This window comes from Flavobacterium sp. GW821-FHT12A05, from assembly GCF_058807735.1.
In genome coordinates, this window is the sequence record NZ_JBXAQY010000007.1 from 84,075 (window position 1) to 106,837 (window position 22,763).

22 protein-coding genes are annotated in these 22,763 nt (G+C 34.5%); 9 read left to right on the plus strand and 13 right to left on the minus strand.

The genetic code is table 11. The annotated features are described in order from the left end of the window. Nucleotides 1-99: 99 nt before the first annotated feature. Together AC1RRQ_RS16835 and AC1RRQ_RS16840 are read left to right on the plus strand one after the other, a co-directional pair. Entirely contained in the window at nt 100-438 is a 339-nt protein-coding gene (locus tag AC1RRQ_RS16835) for a T9SS type A sorting domain-containing protein (RefSeq protein WP_493024190.1), read from the plus strand. 244 nt (nt 439-682) lie between these two features. Then, nucleotides 683-1,663, plus strand: a complete 981-nt coding sequence (locus AC1RRQ_RS16840; RefSeq protein ID WP_493024191.1) for a LuxE/PaaK family acyltransferase — start codon at nt 683-685, stop codon at nt 1,661-1,663. Here AC1RRQ_RS16840 and AC1RRQ_RS16845 read toward each other — a convergent pair whose 3' ends face one another. Genes AC1RRQ_RS16845 through tyrS form a run of 3 tightly spaced genes read right to left on the minus strand, consistent with a single transcriptional unit; the run spans nt 1,664 to nt 3,455 of the window. Further along, nucleotides 1,664-1,918, minus strand: coding sequence for a type II toxin-antitoxin system RelE family toxin (locus AC1RRQ_RS16845; RefSeq protein ID WP_493024192.1), 255 nt, complete (start codon nt 1,916-1,918; stop codon nt 1,664-1,666). Beyond that, nucleotides 1,918-2,124, minus strand: a complete 207-nt coding sequence (locus AC1RRQ_RS16850; RefSeq protein ID WP_493024193.1) for a RelB antitoxin-like protein — start codon at nt 2,122-2,124, stop codon at nt 1,918-1,920. The genes AC1RRQ_RS16845 and AC1RRQ_RS16850 overlap by 1 nt, the downstream gene beginning before the upstream one ends. 35 nt (nt 2,125-2,159) lie before the next feature. Beyond that, a complete protein-coding gene (gene tyrS / locus AC1RRQ_RS16855; RefSeq protein WP_493024194.1) occupies nt 2,160-3,455 on the minus strand; it encodes a tyrosine--tRNA ligase in 1,296 nt (431 codons plus the stop codon). Nucleotides 3,456-3,639: 184 nt separating this feature from the next. On the opposite strand from tyrS, the gene AC1RRQ_RS16860 reads away from it, so the two are divergent. Next, on the plus strand, nt 3,640-4,641 hold the full coding sequence (locus AC1RRQ_RS16860; RefSeq protein ID WP_493024195.1) for an NAD-dependent epimerase/dehydratase family protein: 1,002 nt from the start codon (nt 3,640-3,642) through the stop codon (nt 4,639-4,641). A 2-nt stretch (nt 4,642-4,643) separates the two neighbouring features. Here AC1RRQ_RS16860 and AC1RRQ_RS16865 read toward each other — a convergent pair whose 3' ends face one another. Genes AC1RRQ_RS16865 through AC1RRQ_RS16875 form a run of 3 tightly spaced genes read right to left on the minus strand, consistent with a single transcriptional unit; the run spans nt 4,644 to nt 7,182 of the window. Further along, nucleotides 4,644-5,096: a DUF4296 domain-containing protein gene (locus tag AC1RRQ_RS16865; RefSeq protein ID WP_493024196.1), complete on the minus strand. Its 453-nt coding sequence runs from the start codon at nt 5,094-5,096 to the stop codon at nt 4,644-4,646. 9 nt (nt 5,097-5,105) lie between these two features. Next, a complete protein-coding gene (locus AC1RRQ_RS16870; protein ID WP_493024197.1) occupies nt 5,106-6,446 on the minus strand; it encodes a dihydroorotase in 1,341 nt (446 codons plus the stop codon). Nucleotides 6,447-6,456: 10 nt separating this feature from the next. Further along, nucleotides 6,457-7,182 (minus strand): polyprenol monophosphomannose synthase, encoded by a 726-nt coding sequence (locus tag AC1RRQ_RS16875; RefSeq protein ID WP_493024198.1) that lies wholly within the window; start codon nt 7,180-7,182, stop codon nt 6,457-6,459. 106 nt (nt 7,183-7,288) lie between these two features. Here AC1RRQ_RS16875 and AC1RRQ_RS16880 point away from each other — a divergent pair, with 106 nt between their 5' ends. From AC1RRQ_RS16880 to AC1RRQ_RS16890, 3 genes are all read left to right on the plus strand, one after another. Beyond that, nucleotides 7,289-7,957, plus strand: a complete 669-nt coding sequence (locus tag AC1RRQ_RS16880; RefSeq protein WP_493024199.1) for a DUF4271 domain-containing protein — start codon at nt 7,289-7,291, stop codon at nt 7,955-7,957. A gap of 14 nt (nt 7,958-7,971) precedes the next feature. After that, nucleotides 7,972-8,721, plus strand: coding sequence for a uroporphyrinogen-III synthase (locus AC1RRQ_RS16885; RefSeq protein WP_493024200.1), 750 nt, complete (start codon nt 7,972-7,974; stop codon nt 8,719-8,721). A gap of 303 nt (nt 8,722-9,024) precedes the next feature. Continuing rightward, a complete protein-coding gene (locus AC1RRQ_RS16890) occupies nt 9,025-9,495 on the plus strand; it encodes an Lrp/AsnC family transcriptional regulator (RefSeq protein WP_035681816.1) in 471 nt (156 codons plus the stop codon). A 224-nt stretch (nt 9,496-9,719) separates the two neighbouring features. On the opposite strand, the gene AC1RRQ_RS16895 is transcribed toward AC1RRQ_RS16890, so the two are convergent. From AC1RRQ_RS16895 to AC1RRQ_RS16905, 3 genes are all read right to left on the minus strand, one after another. Beyond that, complete coding sequence (locus AC1RRQ_RS16895; RefSeq protein ID WP_493024201.1) at nt 9,720-10,406, minus strand: zinc metallopeptidase; 687 nt, start codon at nt 10,404-10,406, stop codon at nt 9,720-9,722. A gap of 100 nt (nt 10,407-10,506) precedes the next feature. After that, nucleotides 10,507-11,142, minus strand: a complete 636-nt coding sequence (locus tag AC1RRQ_RS16900) for a response regulator (RefSeq protein ID WP_493024202.1) — start codon at nt 11,140-11,142, stop codon at nt 10,507-10,509. Continuing rightward, a complete protein-coding gene (locus tag AC1RRQ_RS16905; protein ID WP_493024203.1) occupies nt 11,135-13,147 on the minus strand; it encodes a tetratricopeptide repeat-containing sensor histidine kinase in 2,013 nt (670 codons plus the stop codon). Before AC1RRQ_RS16905 ends, AC1RRQ_RS16900 begins: the two co-directional genes overlap by 8 nt. Before the next feature lie 174 nt (nt 13,148-13,321). Between AC1RRQ_RS16905 and AC1RRQ_RS16910 the strand changes: the two genes are divergently transcribed. Then, entirely contained in the window at nt 13,322-13,723 is a 402-nt protein-coding gene (locus AC1RRQ_RS16910; RefSeq protein ID WP_493024204.1) for a hypothetical protein, read from the plus strand. Between the two features lie 61 nt (nt 13,724-13,784). Here the strand turns inward: AC1RRQ_RS16910 and AC1RRQ_RS16915 are convergent, their stop codons facing one another. From AC1RRQ_RS16915 to AC1RRQ_RS16930, 4 genes are all read right to left on the minus strand, one after another. Further along, a complete protein-coding gene (locus AC1RRQ_RS16915) occupies nt 13,785-14,381 on the minus strand; it encodes a hypothetical protein (RefSeq protein ID WP_493024205.1) in 597 nt (198 codons plus the stop codon). Beyond that, nucleotides 14,368-14,841 carry an RNA polymerase sigma factor gene (locus AC1RRQ_RS16920; RefSeq protein WP_493024206.1) on the minus strand — a complete coding sequence of 158 codons (474 nt, stop codon included), beginning with the start codon at nt 14,839-14,841 and terminating at the stop codon, nt 14,368-14,370. The genes AC1RRQ_RS16915 and AC1RRQ_RS16920 overlap by 14 nt, the downstream gene beginning before the upstream one ends. Nucleotide 14,842: 1 nt before the next feature. Continuing rightward, the gene (locus AC1RRQ_RS16925; protein ID WP_493024207.1) at nt 14,843-15,691 is read right to left on the minus strand and encodes an alpha/beta fold hydrolase; all 849 of its coding nucleotides are present in this window, start codon (nt 15,689-15,691) and stop codon (nt 14,843-14,845) included. 559 nt (nt 15,692-16,250) lie between these two features. Then, entirely contained in the window at nt 16,251-19,295 is a 3,045-nt protein-coding gene (locus AC1RRQ_RS16930) for a leucine--tRNA ligase (RefSeq protein WP_493024208.1), read from the minus strand. 272 nt (nt 19,296-19,567) lie between these two features. On the opposite strand from AC1RRQ_RS16930, the gene AC1RRQ_RS16935 reads away from it, so the two are divergent. Next, nucleotides 19,568-19,915: a winged helix-turn-helix domain-containing protein gene (locus AC1RRQ_RS16935; RefSeq protein ID WP_493024209.1), complete on the plus strand. Its 348-nt coding sequence runs from the start codon at nt 19,568-19,570 to the stop codon at nt 19,913-19,915. Nucleotides 19,916-20,160: 245 nt separating this feature from the next. Beyond that, a complete protein-coding gene (locus tag AC1RRQ_RS16940; RefSeq protein WP_493024210.1) occupies nt 20,161-22,743 on the plus strand; it encodes a TonB-dependent receptor plug domain-containing protein in 2,583 nt (860 codons plus the stop codon). The last annotated feature ends 20 nt before the right edge of the window (nt 22,744-22,763 follow it).

Consider the following 22,763-nt stretch of genomic DNA (forward strand, 5'->3'; position numbering starts at 1 on the left):
ATATAAATTGTTAAAAACATCCTAATTTTTTAGGATGTTTTTTTTTGGCGTCATTTTTGTAATCTTTTTTTTGTATATTTACTTAATCAAATAAATGCGATGGCAAAAAACTACTTTTATATTACATTTTTATTGGCTTTTTTCTTTACTGTAAGTGTCTCGGCACAAGACAGTAAGCAATTACCAAAAACTCAAGACGCTGCGGGTATTGAGGGACTAAGCTTGTACCCTAACCCAGTATTAAATGGTAAGGTATATATTTCTTCCAAAAATGATTTAGAGAAAGAAGTAATCGTTTTTGATATTCTAGGAAAAAAAGTACTTCAGGCGCATTTAGTCACAAAAGAATTAAACGTTTCAGATTTAGTTCCGGGCGTTTACATCATAAGAATAAGCGAACAAAATGCCTCGGCAACCCGAAAGCTCATTATTCGATAAAATACTTTAAAAGCTCCTTTGTTGGGGCTTTTTTTAGTTTTCAGTATTTTCAGTAGTCAGTCACAGTATACAGTTTTCAGTCGCAGTTACCCAATTTTGACCGAGACTAATCTCCTCACTATGGGAAGAAACTGAACACTAGACAATGAGACTGAAAACCGTAAACTGAAAACTGAGACTGAAAACTGAGATCGAAAACCAAAAACCGAGACTAAAAATAAATTATCTTTGCACAAAAAAAGTTTTGATTACAGCAGCCGATATATTTACGATTTCAAGCCATAAACAATTTGAAAAAACAACACTAAAAGTGTTTCGTTTTCAATATGAGAATAATATAGTATATCGAGATTTCTGCGATTTCCTGAAAACAGATGTACAGCAGGTAAAATCATTAAAACAAATTCCTTTTTTACCTATCCAGTTTTTCAAAAGCCACGAAGTGGTATCAAACACAAATCTTCCTCAAGTAACTTTTACCAGCAGCGGTACTACCGGAATGGTTACAAGCCGACATTTGGTTACTGATGTTTCGCTTTATGAAGAAAGTTATAGAAAAGGGTTTTCTCAATTTTACGGCAATATCGAAGATTACGTTGTTTTAGCCCTTTTGCCGTCTTATTTAGAACGCGACGGATCTTCGCTTATTTATATGGTCGAAGACTTAATAAAACTATCTAATCAGGCTGAGAGTGGATTCTACCTCCACAATCACGACGACTTAATAAAAAAACTGACCGAATTAGACGAATCAGGTCAAAATGTGATTTTAATTGGCGTTACTTATGCATTATTAGATTTAATCGAAAAGCACCAATTCAATCTTCAAAATACCATTATTATGGAAACCGGAGGAATGAAAGGAAAACGCAAGGAAATGATTCGCGAAGAATTGCATGAAATACTCTGCGAAGGTTTTGGCGTAAATGCCATTCATTCTGAATACGGCATGACCGAACTTTTGGCGCAAGCGTATTCTTTAGGCGAAGGTGTTTTTGAGTGCCCGTCCTGGATGCACATTTTAGTTCGTGATCCCGAAGATGCTTTAACTTATATACAAGATGGAAAAACGGGCGGAATCAATGTAATTGATTTAGCCAATATCAATTCCTGTTCTTTTATCGCTACACAAGATTTAGGCAAAAAAAATCCCAACAACTCTTTCGAGGTATTGGGACGTTTTGATAATTCTGATATTCGCGGTTGTAATTTAATGGTATTGTAGTTATTCGTAAATATCTTTTCGGTGTCCTAAATCAATAACATCTATCAAAAGCACCTCATCGAATATTTCATAAATAACCCTATAATCACCTATCCTAATTCTATAACCAGGCCTTCCTTTTAATTTTTTACATCCTTTTGGTCTTGGATCATCGGCTAATTCATAAATGTTCTTTTTAATAGCCGAATAATAAGGCTCATTTATTTTAATTAAAACTTTCAGAACCTTACTACGAAATTCAATATTATAAGCCATTATTTAGCCAATTTTCTCTTTTCTTCAATAATTTTAAAAGCTTCATCTATTGAAATCCTAAAACCATCATCATTTCTTTTGGCCTCATCATACAACTTAACATCTTCTAAATCTTCCAGTTTTTCCAGAAGTTTATTATATTGTTTTATAGGCAGCAAAACAGCTGTTCTATTTCCTTTTTCATCTGTTATAAATTGTGTTTTCATAATCTGCTAAAATTTTTCCTAGTAAAGTTAGAAAATTATTTTGCTCTTATCACAAAATAGTTTTTCTTACCGCTTTGTAACAACACAAACTGATTGTTGATTAAATCATTTGATGTCAATACAAAATCTTCTTTTATTTTTTCTCTGTTTACAGAAATAGAATTTGCAGTCAAGGCACGTCTGGCTTCTCCGTTTGATTTAAAGAAACCCGTTTTTTCGTTTAAAACAGAGATAATATCCAATCCGTTTTCTAAATCAGCTTTTGTGATTTCAGCTTGAGGAACACCGTCAAAAACTTCTAAAAAAGTAGCTTCATCCAGTTTTTTCAAGTCTTCTGCAGTCGAATTTCCAAACAAGATGTTCGAAGCCTGAATTGCTTTTTCTAATTCTTCTTTGCTGTGAACAAAAACTGTAATTTCTTCCGCTAATTTCTTTTGCAAAATTCTTAAGTGCGGTGCCGTTTGGTGCTCTGCGATTAAAGCATCAATTGTATCTTTATCTAAAAAAGTAAAGATTTTGATGTATTTCTCAGCATCAACATCAGTTGAATTTACCCAGAACTGGTAAAATTTATAAACCGAAGTTTTATCAGCATCCAGCCAAACATTTCCACCTTCAGATTTCCCAAATTTAGATCCGTCTGCTTTTGTAATTAAAGGCGTAGTTAAGGCAAAAGCTTTCGCTCCTTCTCCACCCATCCTACGCACTAATTCTGTACCTGTTGTGATATTTCCCCATTGGTCAGAACCTCCCATTTGCAAAAGGCAGTTATTACTTTTATATAAATGATAAAAATCGTATCCCTGAATTAATTGATAAGTAAATTCAGTGAAAGACATTCCTTCACCTTCTCCGCTAAATCTCTTTTTAACAGAATCCTTCGCCATCATGTAATTTACCGTAATACGTTTTCCAACTTCACGGGCAAAATCAATAAACGAGAATTCTTTCATCCAATCATAGTTGTTTACCATAATTGGAGCATTTGCTTCTTTTGAATTAAAATCTAAGAAACGAGACAGAACACTTTTAATTCCGGCAACGTTTTTGGCCAAAGTTTCTTCGTTCAACAAATTTCTTTCGTCAGATTTTCCAGAAGGATCACCAATCATTCCGGTCGCACCGCCCACAAGAGCAATTGGCTGATGACCAAAATTCTTTAAATGAACCAATAAAATAATCTGAACCATACTGCCTATGTGCAGCGAATCTGCCGTTGGATCAAAACCAATATATGCCGCTGTTACCTCTTTTAGCAATTGTTCTTCCGTTCCTGGCATGCTATCATGGTATAAACCTCGCCATTTTAATTCTTCAACTAGATTCTTCATTTTTAAAATATTTTGCGCAAATATAAGCATTGGCAATGGCAATAACAAAAAGCAATTTCAACCACAAAAACTTTGTCCTTTAGAAACTTTGCCTCTTTGAACCTTTGAACCTTCGTAAAAAAACCTTTGCAACTTTGTCTCTCTGCAGCTTTGCACCTTAAAAGCAAAAACTTATCTTTACAAAATGGTATTAGTAACTGGAGGAACAGGCTTAGCGGGCTCACATTTATTACTTCATTTAATTGAAAATGGAGAAAACGTTCGGGCGATTTACCGAAACGAAAACAATATTCAAAAAACAAAATCGGTTTTTGAGTTATATAAAAAAGCCAACTTGTTCGATAAAATAGAATGGCTTGAAGCCGATATTTTAGATGTTCCCTCTTTAGAAATTGCTTTTACAGATGTCGATTACGTGTATCATTGCGCCGCTTTAATTTCATTTGATCCAAAAGATGAAGAAGCGCTTCGAAAAACCAATATCGAAGGAACAGCCAACATGGTTAATTTTTCTATTGCAAAAGGTGTAAAGAAATTTTGTTTCACGAGTTCTATCGCCGCGCTTGGAGATCTGGCCGCGCATGAAACTTACATAACCGAAGAAACCGATTGGAATCCGGAAAAACCCCACAGCGATTATGCCATTTCTAAATATGGTGCCGAAATGGAAGTATGGCGCGCACATCAGGAAGGTTTAGACGTAATTATTATAAATCCGGGCGTTATTTTAGGCCCAATTCCGAAAACAAAAAACAAACAGCAAGGCAGTGCCGAATTATATTCTAAAGTTGCAAACGGACTATCGTTTTACACACTTGGAAGCACTGGCTTCATTGCTATTGATGATGTGGTAAAAACGGCTTACCAATTAATGAAAAGCGAAATCAGAAATGAACGTTTCACCTTAATTGCCGATAATATTATTTTTAAAGATATTCTCGATACAATTGCCGAAACTTTAAAAGTAAAGAAACCAAGCATACATGCAAAGCCTCTTTTAATGAATTTCCTTTGGATTGCTGACGGAATATTTTCGACTTTATTTTTTCAAAAAAGAAGTCTTACAAGAGCAACCGCAAAAGCTTCGTATTCTAACAATTTGTACTCTAATGAAAAAATAAAAACCGCTCTGGGAACGGTTTTTTTAGATGTACATCAATATGTAAAAGACATTTCGAAATTATAAAATTATTTAACTTTCGGCTTTATCTTATTGTTCTTTATCGAATCATTATTAACTGTTTTTACAGCCTTTTTGATAGAATCTTTTGTTACTTTCGCTTTCTTTTTCTCTTCTATTGTAACAATAGAATCTGTTGCTCTTTGAAGCTTTGCTAATCGCTTTGACACTTCATCAAACATATCCTTGTAATTCTCGTAATCTGCAGCATAATACATATTGTTTTGCGCAAATTGCAGGCTGTCTATTTTATATTTTTTTAAAATAAACTTTGTTGGATTGGTTTCTGTAGAATCAATCAGCTCCGGATGCTGATATTTCATAGCATCAAGAAGAGACAAATCGTACATAATATCAATCATTTTATCTTTCTCAATAAGTTTTGCAGGCTCTTTAACAACGTCCTTTTTACAACTTACAGAAAGAAACAAAACCAATAATATAACTAAACAATTCTTCATTTCAGCTTTTTATCTATCAAACAATAATCGTTTTCCGGCGCGGATATCTTTTACTTTAAAATTATTGTAAACTAATTCTCCGTTTACAAAAGTGTGGGTAATTCTCGATTTAAAAGTAGTGTTCTCAAAAGGAGACCAGCCGCATTTGTATAAAATATTATCTGCATTTACGCTCCAAGGCTTACTTGGGTTTACAATTACCAAATCGGCAAAATAACCTTCTCGGATAAAGCCTCTTTTTTCTATTTTGAAAATTTTAGCCGGATTGTGGCACATTTTCTCTACAATTTTCTCTACGCTTATTTTCCCCTGGTGATGCGCTTCGAACATAGCCACAACAGCATGCTGCACAAGCGGTCCTCCAGAAGGCGCTTTTAAATATGACTGCTGTTTTTCTTCTTTAGTATGAGGCGCGTGATCTGTTGCAATAACATCGATACGTCCGTCATTTAAAGCTTTCCAAAGTTCAGCACGATCTTCAGCAGTTTTTACAGCAGGATTCCATTTAATATAATTTCCTTTTGTTTTGTAATCTTCATCAGTAAACCAAAGATGATGTACACAAACCTCAGCGGTGATTTTTTTATCTTCTAACGGAATTTTATTGGTAAACAATTCCATTTCTTTTGCTGTAGAAAGATGAAAAATATGCAAACGCGCGCCCGTTTTCTTTGCCAGCGCGACTGCTTTTGAAGACGAAAGATAACAAGCCTCGGCACTTCTAATTAAATTATGTGCCGTAACCGGAATATCGTCGCCGTATTTTTCTTTAAATTCTGCTAAATTATTCTGAATTGTAGTTTCATCTTCGCAATGAACTGCAATTAACAATGGCGTGCTTGAGAAAATTTTTTCTAAAGTTTCTTCTTTGTCAACCAGCATATTTCCTGTTGATGAACCTAAGAAAATCTTGATTCCCGCAACATTTTTGGGATTGGTTTTTAAAACTTCTTCTAAATTATCATTGGTTGCGCCCATCATAAACGAATAATTCGCAAATGATTTTTGAGCCGCAATTTGGTATTTATCTTCTAATATTTCCTGAGTAACAGCGTTTGGAACTGTGTTTGGCTGTTCGATGAAAGATGTAATTCCTCCCGCAACGGCCGCTCTCGATTCAGATTCTATATCACCTTTATGAGTTAACCCCGGTTCTCTAAAATGAACCTGATCGTCAATTGCACCCGGCATTAAATAACTTCCTTCGGCATCTATAACAATACAATCAGATGTTTTTAGACTGATGCTGTCTGCGACTTCAACAATCAAGTCGTTTTCAATCAAAACATCTCCGTCAAAAATAGACCCTTCGTTTACAATTTTGGCATTCTTTATTAAAATCCTATTCATTATCGTGGTATTATAATGTATTGACTAATTTTTTTAATCGAAGAGAGATTACGCCAAGAATTGCTTCCTTAATAATAGCGTTGCTCATTTTTGAAACTCCTTTCGTTCTATCTGTAAAAATAATTGGGACTTCTTTAATTTCAAATTTAGCACAATAGGTTCTGTACTTCATTTCGATTTGAAACGCATATCCAACAAATTTTATTTTGTTAAGATTAATTTTCTCTAAAACTTCTCTTTTATAACAAACAAAACCGGCTGTTGCATCGTGAATTTTCATTCCGGTAATAAACTTAACATATACAGATGCAAAATACGACATTAAAACTCGGCTTAAAGGCCAGTTTACTACATTTACTCCTGTAACATAACGGGATCCAATTGCCAGGTCGGCACCACCAAAATGACAAGCGTCATATAGTTTTTCAAGATCATTTGGATTATGCGAAAAATCGGCATCCATTTCAAATATAAAATCATATTTACGTTCTAACGCCCATTTAAAACCATGAACATAAGCGGTTCCTAAACCTGACTTTTTCATTCTTTTTTCAAGAAATAATCTGTTAGGAAATTCTTCCTGCAAAGCCACCACTTTATCAGCAGTATGATCCGGCGAATTATCGTCGATTATTAAAAGATCAAAAGGTTTATGCTGCGAAAGTACGGCTCTCACTATACTTTCTATGTTTTCAATTTCGTTATAAGTAGGAATTATGACAATACTATCATTCATTTTTTCTCGGTAATTTCACCGCAAAAGTAAACTTTTTATAGCATTCGGTTCATAATAAATACATAATAAAACTATTGATACAAAAAATTACTAATTTTGTGACGCTATGATTGAACACCTTCATCCTCGAATTATTGAAAACAAAGACTGGGCAACTGCTTTATTTGTCCTGACCTTTGCAGTTGTTGCTATGACTAAATCTGCTTACGAAACTCGTTTTGCAGAATTCAGCAAGCTGATTTTCTCAGATAAATATGCTAAAATTTATCGCGATAACAGCCACATGAAAAACAGCTTTACAGTTGGGTTATTTTTTGTGCAGGTTATTTCGTTTGCCTTTTTCATTCAGCTTACGATGAATATTTTTGGACATGCATCAAAAACGGACTGGGTATTGTTCATTCAAATTGCCACTTTCTTACTTTATTTTATTCTGGCAAAATTTTTAATTGAAAAAATTGTAGCAGCTTCTTTCAACATCGACGACTTTGTAGAGCTTTTTAATTTGCAAAAAGTTACTTACAGAACTTACATAGGCGTTTTAATCCTTCCAATTAACGCTATTTTGTTTTATTATGAAAATATTCCAACAATTGTACCGCTTGCAATCATAGGCATTTCGCTGTGTATCAGCCTGTACTCTTATTTTATTTCAATTAAAACATATCAAAACGTAATTATCGGTAAGTTATTTTATTTTATTTTATATCTTTGCACTCTCGAAATAGCGCCTTATTATTTTCTTTATTATTGGATAACAAAAGGGAGTGCTTAGAAAATGTTTATAATATGAAAGTGAAAACAATTTTGGTGTCACAGCCTGAACCTAAAGTGGAGAATTCTCCTTACTTTGAGCTCCAACAAAAACACAAAATAAAAATTGATTTCAGACCATTTATTCATGTGGAAGGGGTTAGCGCAAAAGAGATTCGATTGCAAAAAATCGATCTTAATCATTACACTGCGATCATTTTAACAAGTCGAAATGCTGTAGATCATTTTTTTAGAGTGGCTGATGAAATGCGTTACAAAGTTCCTGAAGGATTGAAATATTTTTGTCAATCTGAAGCGGTAGCATTTTACCTGCAAAAGTATGTTGTTTACAGAAAACGTAAAATTTACGTTGGTGCAAAAGATTTTGCAGACTTATCTCCTCTTATTAAAAAGTACAAAGACGAAAAGTTTTTGCTGCCAGCATCTGACCAGTTAAACGCAGACGCTCCTATTACATTAAACGGTCTAAAAGTAGATTGGGCTCAAGCTATTTTTTACAAAACTGTAATGAGTGATTTATCTGATCTTGCAGATGTTTATTATGATGTTTTAGCGTTTTTTAGTCCAACCGGAATTAAATCCTTATTTAAAAACTTCCCGGACTTTCAACAAAACAACACCAGAATCGCTGTATTTGGAAGCACAACTCAAAAAGAAGCTTTAGATCACGGTTTAAGAATCGATATTCTTGCTCCAACACCTGAAACACCTTCTATGACAATGGCTCTTGAAAAATATATTGCCGAAGCAAACAAAGGAAAATAAACCTGACCAACAGAAAATATTTAAATTCCAAATTCCAACTTAATCACTTGGGATTTGGAATTTTTGTTTTTATCCGTCTTCAACTTCTTTTTCTCTTTGTCAAAGTTTGAAACTTTGACAAAGATTACAACAATGTACTCACCCGTTTCCCGTGGTTGAAACCACAGGTTATATTTGAAATTTGAGGTTTCAAGTTTGGAATTTGGAATTTAAAAATTGAAATTTCATTATTTAAAGCCTTTTAACTACATTTGATTTCTATTCTAAACCCAAATCACAATAAATAGTTTCAAATTATAAGTTATGAAAATCAACTCCCTTTTAATCGAAATTGACGGTATCGACAAAGAAATTCTTAGATACCTAATGGACGATGCCCGAAAACCTATTTTACAAATCGCTAATAAAATTGGTATCTCCGGAGCTGCAATTCATCAACGATTAAAAAAACTAGAGCAATCCGGTGTTATTTCGGGATCAAAATTTACTGTAAACCCAAAAGTTCTGGGCTATAACACAATGGCTTTTGTAGGTGTTTATCTGGACAAAGCTTCCAGAAACTCCGAAGCTGTAAAAGATTTAAAGAAAATCCCCGAGGTCCTCGAATGTCATTACACTACTGGTAACTGGTCTGTATTAATTAAAATCATTTGTCGTGATAACGAACATTTAATGCAGCTTCTAAATACTAAAATCCAGGCAATCGAGGGAGTTTCAAGAACAGAAACGTTTATCTCCTTAGATCAGCAGATTGACAGGCAGATTCAATTGTAAATTTGATAATGTGTCAATTAGATAATTAGATAATTCTTATAAAAAAACTGTCATCCTGAGTCGAAGACTTATTACAAAACAAGGGCTTCGACTACGCTCAGCCTGACAGCAAAAAGCAAAACGATTATAAAATAAAAACCCGACAGGTTTTAAAAACCTGTCGGGTTTGCTATAAATTATCTAATTTTCTAATTTTCTAATTAACTCATTATCTAATTGCCAAATTAGTTCCTTCTGCTTCCAGAATAAATCGAAATATAGTACAACAACGTTGCGATCGATCCTAAAGCAGCTACTACATAAGTTCTTGCCGCCCATTTTAAGGCATCTTTAGCTCCGGCCTGTTCTTCCTGTGTCAGCATGTGTTTATTTTCAAGCCAGGCCAAGGCTCTGTTACTAGCATCATATTCTACCGGCAATGTTATGATCGAGAATAATGTTGTTACCGCGAAAATAACAATTCCCACTAATAACAACTGCGGAAAAGTTCTAATCATCAAGATTCCCGCTAACAAAACCCATTGCATGTAGCTTGACGCCACATTAACAATTGGAACCAGTTTAGAACGCATAGTTAACCATTCGTAACCTATTGCATGCTGCACCGCGTGTCCGCATTCGTGAGCCGCAACTGCTGCCGCTGCTGCATTTCGATGATTGTAAACTGCTTCGCTTAAGTTTACTGTTTTATCTGACGGATTGTAGTGATCTGTTAACTGCCCCGGAGTCGAAATAACACGTACATCTCTAATTCCGTTATCAGCCAGCATTTTTTCAGCGATTTCTGCACCGCTCATTCCGTTTCGTAATTGCAGTTTAGAATATAATTCGAATTTACTTTTTAGTTTTGAACTCACCATCCAGCTAAATAACATTATAGCTCCGGCAAGTATTAAATATCCACTTCCCATATTTTTACTTTTTTTGATTGAAATTTAAAGTTACGAAACAAACCGCAATTTCTGAACCAAACTCAAAAAATGTCATTTTGGCATTTTAACGGACAATTTTTCAATCTAAAAGATTATTTTTTAACAACAGCGTGATTAATTCTGCGACATTTTTGGTTTTATATTTTTGAAGAATATTGCGCCTGTGAGTCTGTACGGTTAAAAAGCTCAAAAAAAGTTCATCGGCAATTTCCTGAGTTTGTTTTCCTTTTGAAAGCAAAACAGCGATATCTTTTTCTCTTCTGCTTAAACTCGGAATCGTATCTAAATCTTCAGACAAAGGCTGGCTCACAATTGTTTTAACCTCATCGCTGAAAACAATTTCTCCTTCAATAGCTTGATTGATACAGTTTTTAAATTCCTCAAACGAAGCGCTTTTCAAAATATATCCATTACCGCCATTCTGAATAAACTGCATTACCAGACTTCGTTCAGACTGACTGCTCATCCCGATAACAATTACCTGCGGATATTTCTGCTTTATAGCTTTACACAAATCAATCCCAGTTATTACAGGAAGAAAAATATCCATTAGAACTAAATCTACTTTGTTGCTTTCGATATAATCTAATAGTGCAACGCCAGACTGCATTTTTTCGATAATCTCAATATTTTCCAAATCAGATAAAAGACCTGAAATACCCGAAATCACAATAGGATGATCGTCAACCACGACCATTTTATATTTTTCACTCATTTTTCTGATTTTCGTTGATAACATTTAATTCAATATAAGCCGATGTTCCTTCGTTTAGTTTACTGTCGATTTCTAATTTTCCATTTAGAAATTCCACTCGGTTTTTGATGTTCTTCAATCCCATTCCGTTTTTATTTTTTGGGTCCGAAATATCAAAACCAACTCCATTATCTTCTACTGTAATAAAAAATACATCTTTGTTCTGAGAACAGGAAACCAAAACCTGAGAGGCTTTTGAATATTTTAAAGCATTATTCAATAACTCCTGAATAATTCTGTAAATCATGATTTCGGAATTTTTAGGAAGCTTAGATTTTTTTATCAAATACTGAAATTCAACTTTAGTAACTGCATTAGAATTTGCTGCGCATAAATCTCTTAAAGCGTGTTCCAAACTCAGTTCTAATAAACTTTCCGGCATTAAATTCTGCGATATGTTACGAAGTTCTTTAATCGAATTATCAAGCAGCGCATCTACTCCGTTTACAGTTTCAGGATTTTCTTTTTTAACCTGGTTTAAATGAATTTTTACCCCAGAAAGCATACTTCCAAGACCATCATGAAGATCTCTTGCAATTCTTTTTCGCTCCATTTCTTCTCCCTGAATCAAAGCCTTAGAAACCGAAAGTTTGTGGCGGTCTTCAAAAGCAGACAATTCCTGCTTAAGATTAATTTCTTTTTGAATACTTAATTTCTTTTGGTTTTTGTTGAAAATCCACAAAAACAAAACAATCAAAAGCAACAGAAAAGACAAACCGGCAAAAAGCAGCGAATTTAAACGGTTGGTAGACACCATTAAAGCTGCTTTGTTATTTAGCGATTCCAGCATTGTGATTTTTTTCTCGCTTTCGGCTTTTTTATATTTAGCTTCCAGTTCTACAATTTCGCTTTTAAACTTCGTGTTGTTCAAACTATCGTTTATCGCATTGTATTTATGTGAATAAAAATAAGCTTTATCATATTCTTTTGTGGCGTTGTATACCTTAGCCAGTTCGTTATAATAATTCTTTTTGTCTACAACAAAAGGCGTATTTTTTAAAAGATAATCGAGGTTCTTTTTTGATTTCTCATAATTCTTCAACTTAAAAAGCACTTCATACTCGGCAAATTTTAATCGGTTTAAGGCGATTGCATTTTGATGTTTCTCAGCCGATTTTATTCCTTTTTCATAACTTTTTAAAGCGTCTGTATTTTTATTTTGCTTGGCATAATACAGTCCTTCAGAATAAAAATAAGAATCGTTTAGGTTCGATTCCGGAAAATTTTTCAATGTCGAAAAGGCTTTATCCAGTACTTTTTGGGCATCATAAAAATGCTGTAACTCTACTAAGTTTTCGGCATTAATAATATATGTTTCCATTTTAGACTCGGCAAGTGTAGGCGTTTTTTTAATGGCCCTTTCAATATAACGCTGCGCTTCGCTTAAATATTCGTTCGCTTTTTCACGTTCGTTATTATTCATAAAAATAATCGCAACCGCTTTGTACAAAGCACTTATAAGTTCATAATCCCGGCTTTTTTTGGCAACAGGAATAGCTTCATTTATAAGGAGCTTCATATACGCCTTTTCATTATTCTTACGTTGCTGCATAATACCGTAGTTCTGCAAAATAATAGCCCGCAGTCTATAAGCTTCGGTATTATAGTATTTTTTGAGTTTATTGTTGGCGTCCAGCAGTGTTTTTTCAAAACCATCAACATCGCCTTTTTCTAAAAAACTATATGAATTATAAAATAATCCGGCATCGTTTAAGAACGGATATTTCCCTTTCAGCTGGTTGGCCTGCACCAGATATTCCTTTGATTTTTTTGCATCCTGAACCATCAAATACAGTTTAGACAATCTAAAACTATACAAGCATTTGATACTATCGGATTGTGTGTTTTTGGTGACTTTAGCAATACTGTCTATGTAAACCGAATCGTCGTCTAGAGAAAGAATAACCTGTGAATGTAAAACGGCTGATAAAAATAGAAATAGTGTTAGCAAGTAGTTTTTCTTCATAAACATTAAGGTGGTATTTATTCAAATTTATTAATTAAAAATTGTTTAAAAAGGAATTCTCTCACTTTTACCTGATATCAGGTAGTTAAAAATGCATTTTATCAGGTATTGTCGTCTCTTTAATAAGGGTCTAATTTTGTTAAAACCGAATATTAATTATTTAAAGAATTTATTATGAAATCAATTATGAAAACAGCCGCACTTGTATTAACTCTTGCTTTTACAGTAGTTTCTTGCAGCAGCGACGACGACGATAACAACTCAGGAAATGCTTCAAGAGATGTAAGATATGAAGTAACAGGAAACTATACAGGAAACCTGGATGTAACTTATACTGAAGCTGGGGGCGGTGTACTTAATGAAGACATTACTTCTCTTCCTTGGAAAAAAGAATTTACTGCTGCCGCAAACACTAACGGAGTAACATTATCTGTTGGCGGACATGGAGGAAGCAAAGATCAAACTGTGACGATAAAAATATTTGTAGGAGGAAAAGAAGTTCGAAACCTGCCTGCAACTGCAAATAGTGACGGAATTATTGTTGCTGTTCCACAGCCTTATGTTTTTGGAATGTAAGGTTTAAACTTTAGTTTATGGCAAAAGAAAAAGCTTCGTAACATCACGAAGCTTTTCTTTTTTATGGTTCCAGCTGATGGTTGATTTCTTCAAACTTCTCAATCAGACTGTTTATTTTTGACTGCTGTTTTTTTATTTTTCTTGGGCGAAGATAAAACCAATTAAAGGCTATCCAGGACAAAGTTATTCCGTAAGCCAGACAAAGGTTTAAAAATGTCATTCGGCTGGCATATTCGTACATATACAAACAAATTCCAATAGTCAGTGAGATAAAGTAAAAGCTTATCATTTTAGTCTGCAGAAACTGCTGTTTCTTTTTAATCAAAATTAAATTCTGTAAATACTCCTGATTGGTTTGTGTGGCCTCTATATTTCTATATTTACCCAGCAATTTATTATGCACAAATAAATAAATCATCATAGTAAGCACCATTAAAACAATTCCTATTTTAGTAGAAATAAATTGCGGCTGATAGTAATACCAAACAAAAATATTGAAAATGCAGGTTACAAACAGCAAAACATTTAAAATCCAGAAAGTTCTCATACTTGTTTTTTTAAACTTCTTTAAACGCCCTAACAAATCCTGCATATCCGGCTGACTTACGGATTGTCTTTTCCATAAATCTTTAAAATCTATATTGTTATCGTTGTCCATTTTCTTTAAATTTTTGAGTCAGTTTTTCTTTTATTCTGTGAATTTTCACTCTCACATTTGCTTCAGAAAGCCCTACAATCTTGGCAATTTCTGTTTGCTTTACATCTTCTAATTCCAGCGAAATAATGATACGTTCTGTTTCTGGCAATTCGGCAATACATTTATATAAAAACTGAATTTGAGGTTCTAATGAAGTCTGCTTTTCTTCAGAAAGGTGAATGGGTAATTCTGATTTCGGAAAACGTTTCTGCTTTTCAATCTGCCTCAAACAATTATTAGAAGCAATTCTAAAAATCCAGGTTCCAATCGCCGATTCGTTTCTAAAAGTTTCCAGTTTCTGCCACACAATTATAAACGTTTCCTGAGCCAAATCCTGCGCAGCATCATAGTCGTTTACGAAACCCATGCAAAGCCTAAAAATTCTATCCCAATACGTTTTATAGATTTCTTCAAATTCCATTTTAAGATTTTATAAAAGTGTTTAATTGTGCCAAATACCAAGCTGTATCGTCGTACATTATAAAATGTAATCCTTTAGCAGCGTATTGAAAATTAGCTGTTTTTAGGTTTTTATACTGCCCTTCGATTGCAGGTTTTAAATTTATAAAATAGGATTCTAATAAAATTAATGCCGGACATTTTATTGTCGAGATTTTGTCTCTCAAATCTACATTGAAGAAATCACAATACATTTGAGCAAAGGTCGTTCTGTCTGATTTCACGCTCCAATCTACTACCATTTCCAGCTTTGATGCATCTTGCAAAAGTCTCGGCATGGTTTGTTTCTGCATATCATAGAATTGCTTTTCGTTCATTGCCGTCATTTGTGTCACAATTGGCGCACAATCATTATTTTCTTTTGATTTAAAAGAAGGATCGCTCAAAGCGGCTAAACACGGCAAGGCATCAACCACCACAATTTTACCAATTAATTCCGGATAATCGGCTGCGATGGCAAGCGCTAATCCGCCGCCCATGCTGTGGCCAACTAAAATTGGTTTTTCTATTTTATTTGCTTTGATGTAATTGGCGATTTCTGTTTTCCAGTTTTCAAATGATGGATTTGGCTGTGGTTTTACTCCGGCAAATCCAGCCATTGTCAGTGTATAACAGGTAAAATCTTTTTCGAATGCGGTTTTGGTTTCGTTCCAGACTTCACCGGAAGAAGCAAATCCAGGAATGAAAATTATAGATTGTTTGCCGCTTCCGGTTTTAATTACTTCGAAAGGATATGATTTTGTTTGTGCAAAAACATTTAGACATAATGCTGAGAATAAGAATGCGATAATTAAGATAATATACTTTTTCATTTTTAATAGTTTTAAGTTGTTAATTTAATCGGATCCATGCTTTTGATACGACAACTATTAAAATGTTACAACTGAAATGAAAATTTTAATAAAAAAATTCCAAATTCCAATGCTGGTGAGGTTTTTAACCGCAAAGTGCGCGAAGGTTTACGCAAAGAACGCAAGGTTTTTTTGCTCGCAAAGACGCTAAGTCGCAAAGTTTTTTTCCCAATCTTGTCATTTCGACGAAGGAGAAATCTTCGCGAGAAGCTCCACATTCAAAATCGCCAATCTTTGTAGAGTTACTTGTGGAGGTTTCTCGTTCCTCGAAATGACAAACTGTACGTTATTGTCAGTCTGAGCGAAGTCGAAGACCACGTGAGAAGTTCCGCAAACTGAATCGCCAATCTTTGTCGAGTTTCGCGTGTGATCCTTCGTTCCTCAGGATGACAAACTAAGCGTTTTTAAAAATAAAAATTCGTGTAAATTAGTGCAATTCGTGGCGGAAAAAATAAAAAAAATCCCAAACCCCAATCGAAAAATTGGAATTTGGAATTTTTATATTGAAATTTTAAAAATATTACCCTACAAGGTTGATAATTTTACCCGGAACGATAATCACTTTATTTGGCGTTCTTCCGTCTAATTGTCTTTGTGTTCTTTCGTCTTTCATTACGATTTCTTCGATTTGTTCTTTGGTTAAATCCAAAGGCAATTCGATGGTGAAACGCATTTTTCCGTTAAAAGAAACTGGATATTCTTTATTCGTTTCAACTAAATGTTTTGCATCAAAAGCCGGGAAAGCAACTTCTGAAATTGAAGTTGTATGTCCTAACTGCGACCATAATTCTTCTGCGATATGCGGTGCATAAGGCGAAACTAATATAGCCAATGGCTCTAAAATCGCTCTTGAATGACAGTTTTGAGAAGACAATTCGTTTACACAAATCATAAACTGAGAAACCGAAGTATTGAAAGAGAAATTCTCGATATCTTCTGCTACTTTTTTGATTGTTTTATGCAATGATTTTAAGTTGTCTTTTGTTGGTTCGTCGTTGTTTACGATTAAACCGTTATCATCAAAATACAATCTCCATAATTTTTTCAAGAAGCCAAATACTCCAGAAATACCAGCCGTATTCCAAGGTTTTGCCTGCTCTAACGGACCTAAGAACATTTCGTATAAACGTAACGTATCTGCTCCATATTCGTCACAAATATCATCTGGTGTTACAACATTGTATTTCGATTTCGACATTTTTTCGACTTCACGGCCTACAATGTATTTTCCATTATCATCTAGAATGAATTCAGCATCAGCATAATCTTCTCTCCAAGCTCTGAATTTTTCTATATTTAATTCATCCGAAGAATTCACCATTGAAACATCTGAGTGAATTGGCGTAACACTCAAAACATTAATATCTTTAGTTAGAATTTCATTCCCTCTTTCTAATAAGCTATTAAAAGGCTCAAAAATTGTTGTCTCTAACTTACTAACCATTAATTCCTTCACACCATTTAATCCAACTTTATCATATATGTTTTTAGAAACTAAAACTTTTTTCAAAGATATCTTTTCATTATCTCCAGAAGAAGAATCATTAGTTCCTACTGATAAATCAATATCATATTCGACTCTATAAACAAAAGCACTTGTACCCAAAATCATTCCCTGATTAATCAGTTTTTTGAATGGCTCTTCGGTTGGCGCAAAACCTTTATCTTTTAAGAATTTGTTCCAAAAACGAGAATACAATAAGTGCCCAGTTGCGTGTTCGCTTCCACCAATATATAAATCTACATTTTCCCAGTAAGCTAATGCTTCTTTGCTCGCAAATTCATTTTCGTTGTGTGCATCCATATAACGCATCCAATACCATGAACTTCCTGCCCAGCCTGGCATAGTGTTTAATTCTAAAGGAAAAATAGTAACATTGTCTACCAAATCAGTATTAACAACTTTATTGTTTTTAGTATCCCAAGCCCAAACTGCTGCATTTCCTAATGGCGGCAATCCGTCTTCTGTTGGTAAATATTTCTCTACTTCCGGTAAAATAATTGGCAAATGCTGTGCATCGATCATTTTAGGCAATCCGTTTACATAATAAACAGGAAAAGGCTCTCCCCAATAACGCTGACGAGAGAAAACAGCATCACGCAAACGGTAATTTGTTTTCCCAGTTCCTTGTCCGATTTCTTCTAATTTAAGAATCGCTTTTCCAGAAGCATCTTTATAATTTAATCCGTTTAAGAAATCAGAAGCTGTGATTTCAACATTGTCTTTTGATCCGTAAGCGGCTTCAGAAATATCAACATTAGCGAAAATGTTCTTGATTTCCTGCATACCTTTTTGACCTTTAAAGAAATTAGCAAAAGCATAATCTCTTTCGTCTCCGCAAGGAACCGCCATTACAGCACCAGTTCCGTAACCTGCCAAAACGTAATCACCAATCCAAACCGGAATGGCTTCTTTTGTAAAAGGATGTTCCGCATAAGCTCCTGTAAATACTCCCGAAATAGTTTTTACATCGGCCATACGCTCACGCTCCGAACGTTTTGCTGTTTTTTCGATATAGGCTTCAACTGCTTCTTTTTGTTCTGGAGTTGTAATTTTAGCAACCAAATCATGTTCTGGTGCCAAAGTCATAAAAGTAACTCCAAAAATAGTATCAGGTCTTGTCGTAAATACTTCGATTACTTCATCATGATTTTTCACATTAAAAGTAACCAAAGCACCAACTGATTTCCCTATCCAGTTTCTTTGAGATTCTTTGATTGACTCACTCCAATCGATATCATTTAAACCTTGAAGTAAACGTTCCGCATAAGCAGAAATTCGCATACTCCATTGTGTCATTTTTTTTCTTATAACAGGAAAACCTCCACGTTCCGAAACTCCGTTTACAATTTCGTCATTTGCCAAAACAGTTCCTAAACCTGGACACCAGTTTACTTCGGTTTCTGCCAAATACGTCATTCTGTATTGCAATAAGATTTTCTCTTTTTGATCTTCAGAATAAGATTTCCATTCATCCGCAGTAAAAATCGCAACATTGTCGTCACAAACCGCTTCAACCAATGCATTACCGCTTTCTTCAAAAACAGTTACCAGATCTTTAATATCAAATGCCTGTCCTTGTTTTTTGCAATACCAAGAGTTGAACAATTGGATAAAAATCCATTGTGTATGTTTGTAATAATCAGGATTTGAAGTTCGCACTTCACGGCTCCAGTCAAAAGAGAATCCTATTTTATCTAATTGTTTTCTGTATCCGGCAATCTGCTTTCCTTCTTTATCTACACCACCATCAATATTTACACGTGTTGTATCTTCCGGACGTTGTCCTGTCTGGATCGCATATTGTTCAGCCGGCAATCCGAAACTGTCGTAACCCATTGGGTGCAAAACATTGAAACCTTGATGTCTCTTGAAACGAGAATAAACATCTGAAGCGATGTAACCCAGCGGATGCCCTACGTGTAATCCTGCTCCAGAAGGATAAGGAAACATATCGAGAACATAATGTTTAGGTTTTTCAGAGTTATTTTTTGCTGCAAAAGTTTGATTTTCTGCCCAATATTTTTGCCATTTGGCGTCAATTTCGTTTGGATTGTACTTCATTTCTAAGTGACTAAGATTCTAAGTTACTAAGGTTCTAAGCTTTTCACTAAATTAATTAAGCCGCAAATTTACATTTATTGTCGTTTGTACCAAAGCTATTTCGCTGACAAACAAATAAAATAACAAATTACTTATTTTTAATTACGTAAAAATACTTATGTTTGCATTTTTATTACGTAGTTCAAGTTCTTTTCGGGCTTTATATTTCCTATAAAACGAAAGAATAGATTTACAGAAAAAACAATTACTTTTACAAGTAAGTAAAAAATGAAATGAGCAGCGAAAAAAAATATTCGATTGAAGTCCGTGTTTGGATTGAAGAAGCGGCGGGACCTTTTTTAGGAATTGGTAAAATCTGGCTTTTAGAAAACATTCAAAAAACAGGTTCTATTACAAATGCTGCAAAAGAGATGAAAATGGCGTATCGTCAGGCCTGGGAGTTGGTTGAAGAAATGAATCAGCATGCCGAAAGTCCGCTGGTTGAAAAATTATTAGGCGGAAAAGGCGGTGGCGGCGCAAAACTAACGGAAGCAGGCGAAAGAGCCATAACTGTTTTTTATGAAGTAGAAAAACGCATTAAAGATTTTGCTCAAAAAGAAATGCAAGGCTTAAAATTTTAGTCTCTGCTTCATTTAAATCCTAAAGTATGATTTTAGTCACATTTTAGGTTAAAAAAATATAGTTTTTTTGTCAAGCGAAAAAATAGCTGCAATTTAATACATGTTAATCAGGAATATCATTTGTAATATATTTCAGTATTCCTTTTAAAACATACTGATGTTTCGGCATCAATAACAAATTAAGCATCATCATTTTTTTAACAAGCAGTATTCATTTCAAAACATACTGGATTAAAAGCAAATTTATGAGTCAAAAAATATATTTCATTTTACTTTTTATTAGTCTGAAAAGCTTCTCTCAGATTGAAAATCCTAATACTAAACAAGATACAATTAAAAAAGAAGAACTTAACGAAGTGGTCATTACAGCTTCACGCCGTTCTGAAAATTTAATGCGTTCGCCTATAAGTATCGAACAATTAAAATCGGCGGAAGCCAAAAAAATGGGATCGCCAAGTATTTACGAAGCACTCGAAAATGTAAAAGGAGTACAAATTATTACACCGAGTTTAGGCTTTAAAGTGATTAATACCCGTGGTTTTGCCAATTCAACCAATGTTAGATTTGCTCAATTGGTTGACGGAATCGACAATCAGGCACCGCATTTGGGCGCACCAATTGCCAATGCACTAGGCGCTAATGATCTCGATATTGATAAAATTGAAATTGTTCCGGGAACAGCCGCCGCTTTGTACGGAATGAATGCTATTAATGGTTTAGCCAACATTCAAACTAAAAATCCATTTGAATACCAAGGAATTAGTATTCAACAATTGACTGGTGTAAATCATGTTGGAAATATCGACAGATTTTCGCCTAAAATATATTCGCAGTTTAATTTGAGATATGCTCAGGCTTTCAATGAAAAATTCGCTTTTAAAGTAAACGCTTCTACAACGGGCGGAACTGATTGGGTTGCTGATGACAGAACCGATTTAGCTCCAAATGCAAATGCTTCAACAGGTTTATTTGGTGCCGATAATCCGGCTTATGATGAAGTGAATGGTTACGGAAATGAATCGGCAAACCGAAAAACTTTAAACTTAAATGGCAAAAATTATGTCGTAGCCAGAACGGGTTATCGCGAAACGGATATTTCTGATTATGACATTAAAAATTACAAAGCAGATATTGGATTTTACTTTCGCCCGAAAAAAGGACATGAACTGGCTGTAACGTATAAAACCGCTCTTATCAATACAATTTATCAGCGTTCGAATCGATTTAGACTTGACAATTATACCTTAAATCAATTTGCGGTAGATTATCATACTCCTATTTTTCAGGTAAAAGCGTATGCCACAACCGAAAATACCGGAAACTCCTATAACATGCGTTCTTTAGCCGAGAATATGGATCGCGCATACAAATCAGATGATAAATGGTTTGCCGATTATGCAACGGCCTACAAAAATGCAATTACAAACGGCGCAGATGTTGCCAGTGCGCATAAAATTGCCAGAACAACATCTGACCAAGGCAGGTTTGAACCCGGAACCGAGGCTTACGAAGAAAAGAAAAGTGAGTTAATTAACATTAACAATTGGGATATTGGTGCCGCTTTGCGTGTAAAATCGACTTTGGTTCATGGCGAAGGTTTGTTTAATTGGGATAAAGCTTTTTCTTCTTTCTTCGAAAAAATCGAGGCTAAATTGTTAAGTGGTTTCGATTACAGAAATTATATTATTGTTCCTGATGGAAATTATTTTATAAATCCGGTTAATGCTTCTGAAAATCTTACCTATCAAAAAACGGGAGGTTTTACTCAATTAACAAAGGACATTTTCGATCATAAGCTTCGATTGAGTGCTACACTGAGAATTGATAAAGCCGATTATTTTGATACTAAATTTACGCCTCAATTTACTGCTGTTTATTCTCCAAAAGAAACCATTAATTTTAGGGCTTCCTATCAAAATGGGTATCGATTCCCAAGTATTTTCGAAGGCTTTTCTAACGTAAATTCAGGCGGTGTAAAACGTGTGGGCGGTTTGCGAATCATGTCTGACGGAATTTTCGAAAACTCTTATACAAAAGCTTCTATAGATAAATTTCAGGCACAGGTAAATACTGATGTGAACACAAATGGTTTGACTCAAGCGCAGGCGATCGAAAAAAACAAAAACACAATTCAAAAAAATCCATATACCTATTTACAACCTGAATTTGTAAAGTCTTTTGAATTTGGTTTTAGAGGAATCGCTCTGAATAGAGATCTTTATATTGATGCCGATTTTTATTACAACTCGTATAAAAACTTTATTGCTCAGGTCGAAGCCAGTGTTCCAAATACTTCAGATCCAAACTTGATTCCGACTGCTTTATATTCTAAAAACTCCCAAAATCGATATCGATTATGGACCAATTCTAAAAGTAAAATTTACAATTACGGCGGAAGTCTGGGTTTAAAATATCGCTTTAACGAAACTTTTTCTGGTTTAACCAATCTTACCTACACCAAACTTGACAGAACGGATGATAAAGACGGACTTGAAGATGGTTTCAATACACCTGAATTTAATGTAAACGGAACTTTGATCGCTCAAAATATCTGGAAAAATCTTGGTACAAGTGTAACGGCACGTTATCAAAACAATTTCGATTATGTTTCTTTTTTAGTGAGCGGTACGGTTCCCGCGTATTGGTCTATGGATGCTCAGGTTAATTACTATTTCAAAAAATCAGGTATTACAACTAAATTAGGAGGAACAAATGTTCTTAATAAAGCTTACACTTCTATTTTGGGCGGACCATCTATTGGCGGATTGTATTATTTGTCTCTAGTCTGGGAAACCCGGAAAAATCTAAACTATAACCCAATAAACTAATCATAAACAACCAAAAATCA

What these genes read in the sequence shown, in the direction of transcription:
- AC1RRQ_RS16870 (WP_493024197.1), bottom strand. Translation starts at nt 6,446, where the DNA reads ATGAATAGGATTTTAATAAAGAATGCCAAAATTGTAAACGAAGGGTCT.
- AC1RRQ_RS16910 (WP_493024204.1), top strand. Translation starts at nt 13,322, where the DNA reads ATGAAATCAATTATGAAAACAGCCGCACTTGTATTAACTCTTGCTTTT.
- AC1RRQ_RS16900 (WP_493024202.1), bottom strand. Translation starts at nt 11,142, where the DNA reads ATGAGTGAAAAATATAAAATGGTCGTGGTTGACGATCATCCTATTGTG.
- AC1RRQ_RS16925 (WP_493024207.1), bottom strand. Translation starts at nt 15,691, where the DNA reads ATGAAAAAGTATATTATCTTAATTATCGCATTCTTATTCTCAGCATTA.
- tyrS (WP_493024194.1), bottom strand. Translation starts at nt 3,455, where the DNA reads ATGAAGAATCTAGTTGAAGAATTAAAATGGCGAGGTTTATACCATGAT.
- AC1RRQ_RS16845 (WP_493024192.1), bottom strand. Translation starts at nt 1,918, where the DNA reads ATGGCTTATAATATTGAATTTCGTAGTAAGGTTCTGAAAGTTTTAATT.
- AC1RRQ_RS16895 (WP_493024201.1), bottom strand. Translation starts at nt 10,406, where the DNA reads ATGGGAAGTGGATATTTAATACTTGCCGGAGCTATAATGTTATTTAGC.
- AC1RRQ_RS16930 (WP_493024208.1), bottom strand. Translation starts at nt 19,295, where the DNA reads ATGAAGTACAATCCAAACGAAATTGACGCCAAATGGCAAAAATATTGG.
- AC1RRQ_RS16875 (WP_493024198.1), bottom strand. Translation starts at nt 7,182, where the DNA reads ATGAATGATAGTATTGTCATAATTCCTACTTATAACGAAATTGAAAAC.
- AC1RRQ_RS16915 (WP_493024205.1), bottom strand. Translation starts at nt 14,381, where the DNA reads ATGGACAACGATAACAATATAGATTTTAAAGATTTATGGAAAAGACAA.
- AC1RRQ_RS16920 (WP_493024206.1), bottom strand. Translation starts at nt 14,841, where the DNA reads ATGGAATTTGAAGAAATCTATAAAACGTATTGGGATAGAATTTTTAGG.
- AC1RRQ_RS16905 (WP_493024203.1), bottom strand. Translation starts at nt 13,147, where the DNA reads ATGAAGAAAAACTACTTGCTAACACTATTTCTATTTTTATCAGCCGTT.
- AC1RRQ_RS16940 (WP_493024210.1), top strand. Translation starts at nt 20,161, where the DNA reads ATGAGTCAAAAAATATATTTCATTTTACTTTTTATTAGTCTGAAAAGC.
- AC1RRQ_RS16835 (WP_493024190.1), top strand. Translation starts at nt 100, where the DNA reads ATGGCAAAAAACTACTTTTATATTACATTTTTATTGGCTTTTTTCTTT.
- AC1RRQ_RS16860 (WP_493024195.1), top strand. Translation starts at nt 3,640, where the DNA reads ATGGTATTAGTAACTGGAGGAACAGGCTTAGCGGGCTCACATTTATTA.
- AC1RRQ_RS16850 (WP_493024193.1), bottom strand. Translation starts at nt 2,124, where the DNA reads ATGAAAACACAATTTATAACAGATGAAAAAGGAAATAGAACAGCTGTT.
- AC1RRQ_RS16865 (WP_493024196.1), bottom strand. Translation starts at nt 5,096, where the DNA reads ATGAAGAATTGTTTAGTTATATTATTGGTTTTGTTTCTTTCTGTAAGT.
- AC1RRQ_RS16890 (WP_035681816.1), top strand. Translation starts at nt 9,025, where the DNA reads ATGAAAATCAACTCCCTTTTAATCGAAATTGACGGTATCGACAAAGAA.
- AC1RRQ_RS16935 (WP_493024209.1), top strand. Translation starts at nt 19,568, where the DNA reads ATGAGCAGCGAAAAAAAATATTCGATTGAAGTCCGTGTTTGGATTGAA.
- AC1RRQ_RS16885 (WP_493024200.1), top strand. Translation starts at nt 7,972, where the DNA reads ATGAAAGTGAAAACAATTTTGGTGTCACAGCCTGAACCTAAAGTGGAG.
- AC1RRQ_RS16880 (WP_493024199.1), top strand. Translation starts at nt 7,289, where the DNA reads ATGATTGAACACCTTCATCCTCGAATTATTGAAAACAAAGACTGGGCA.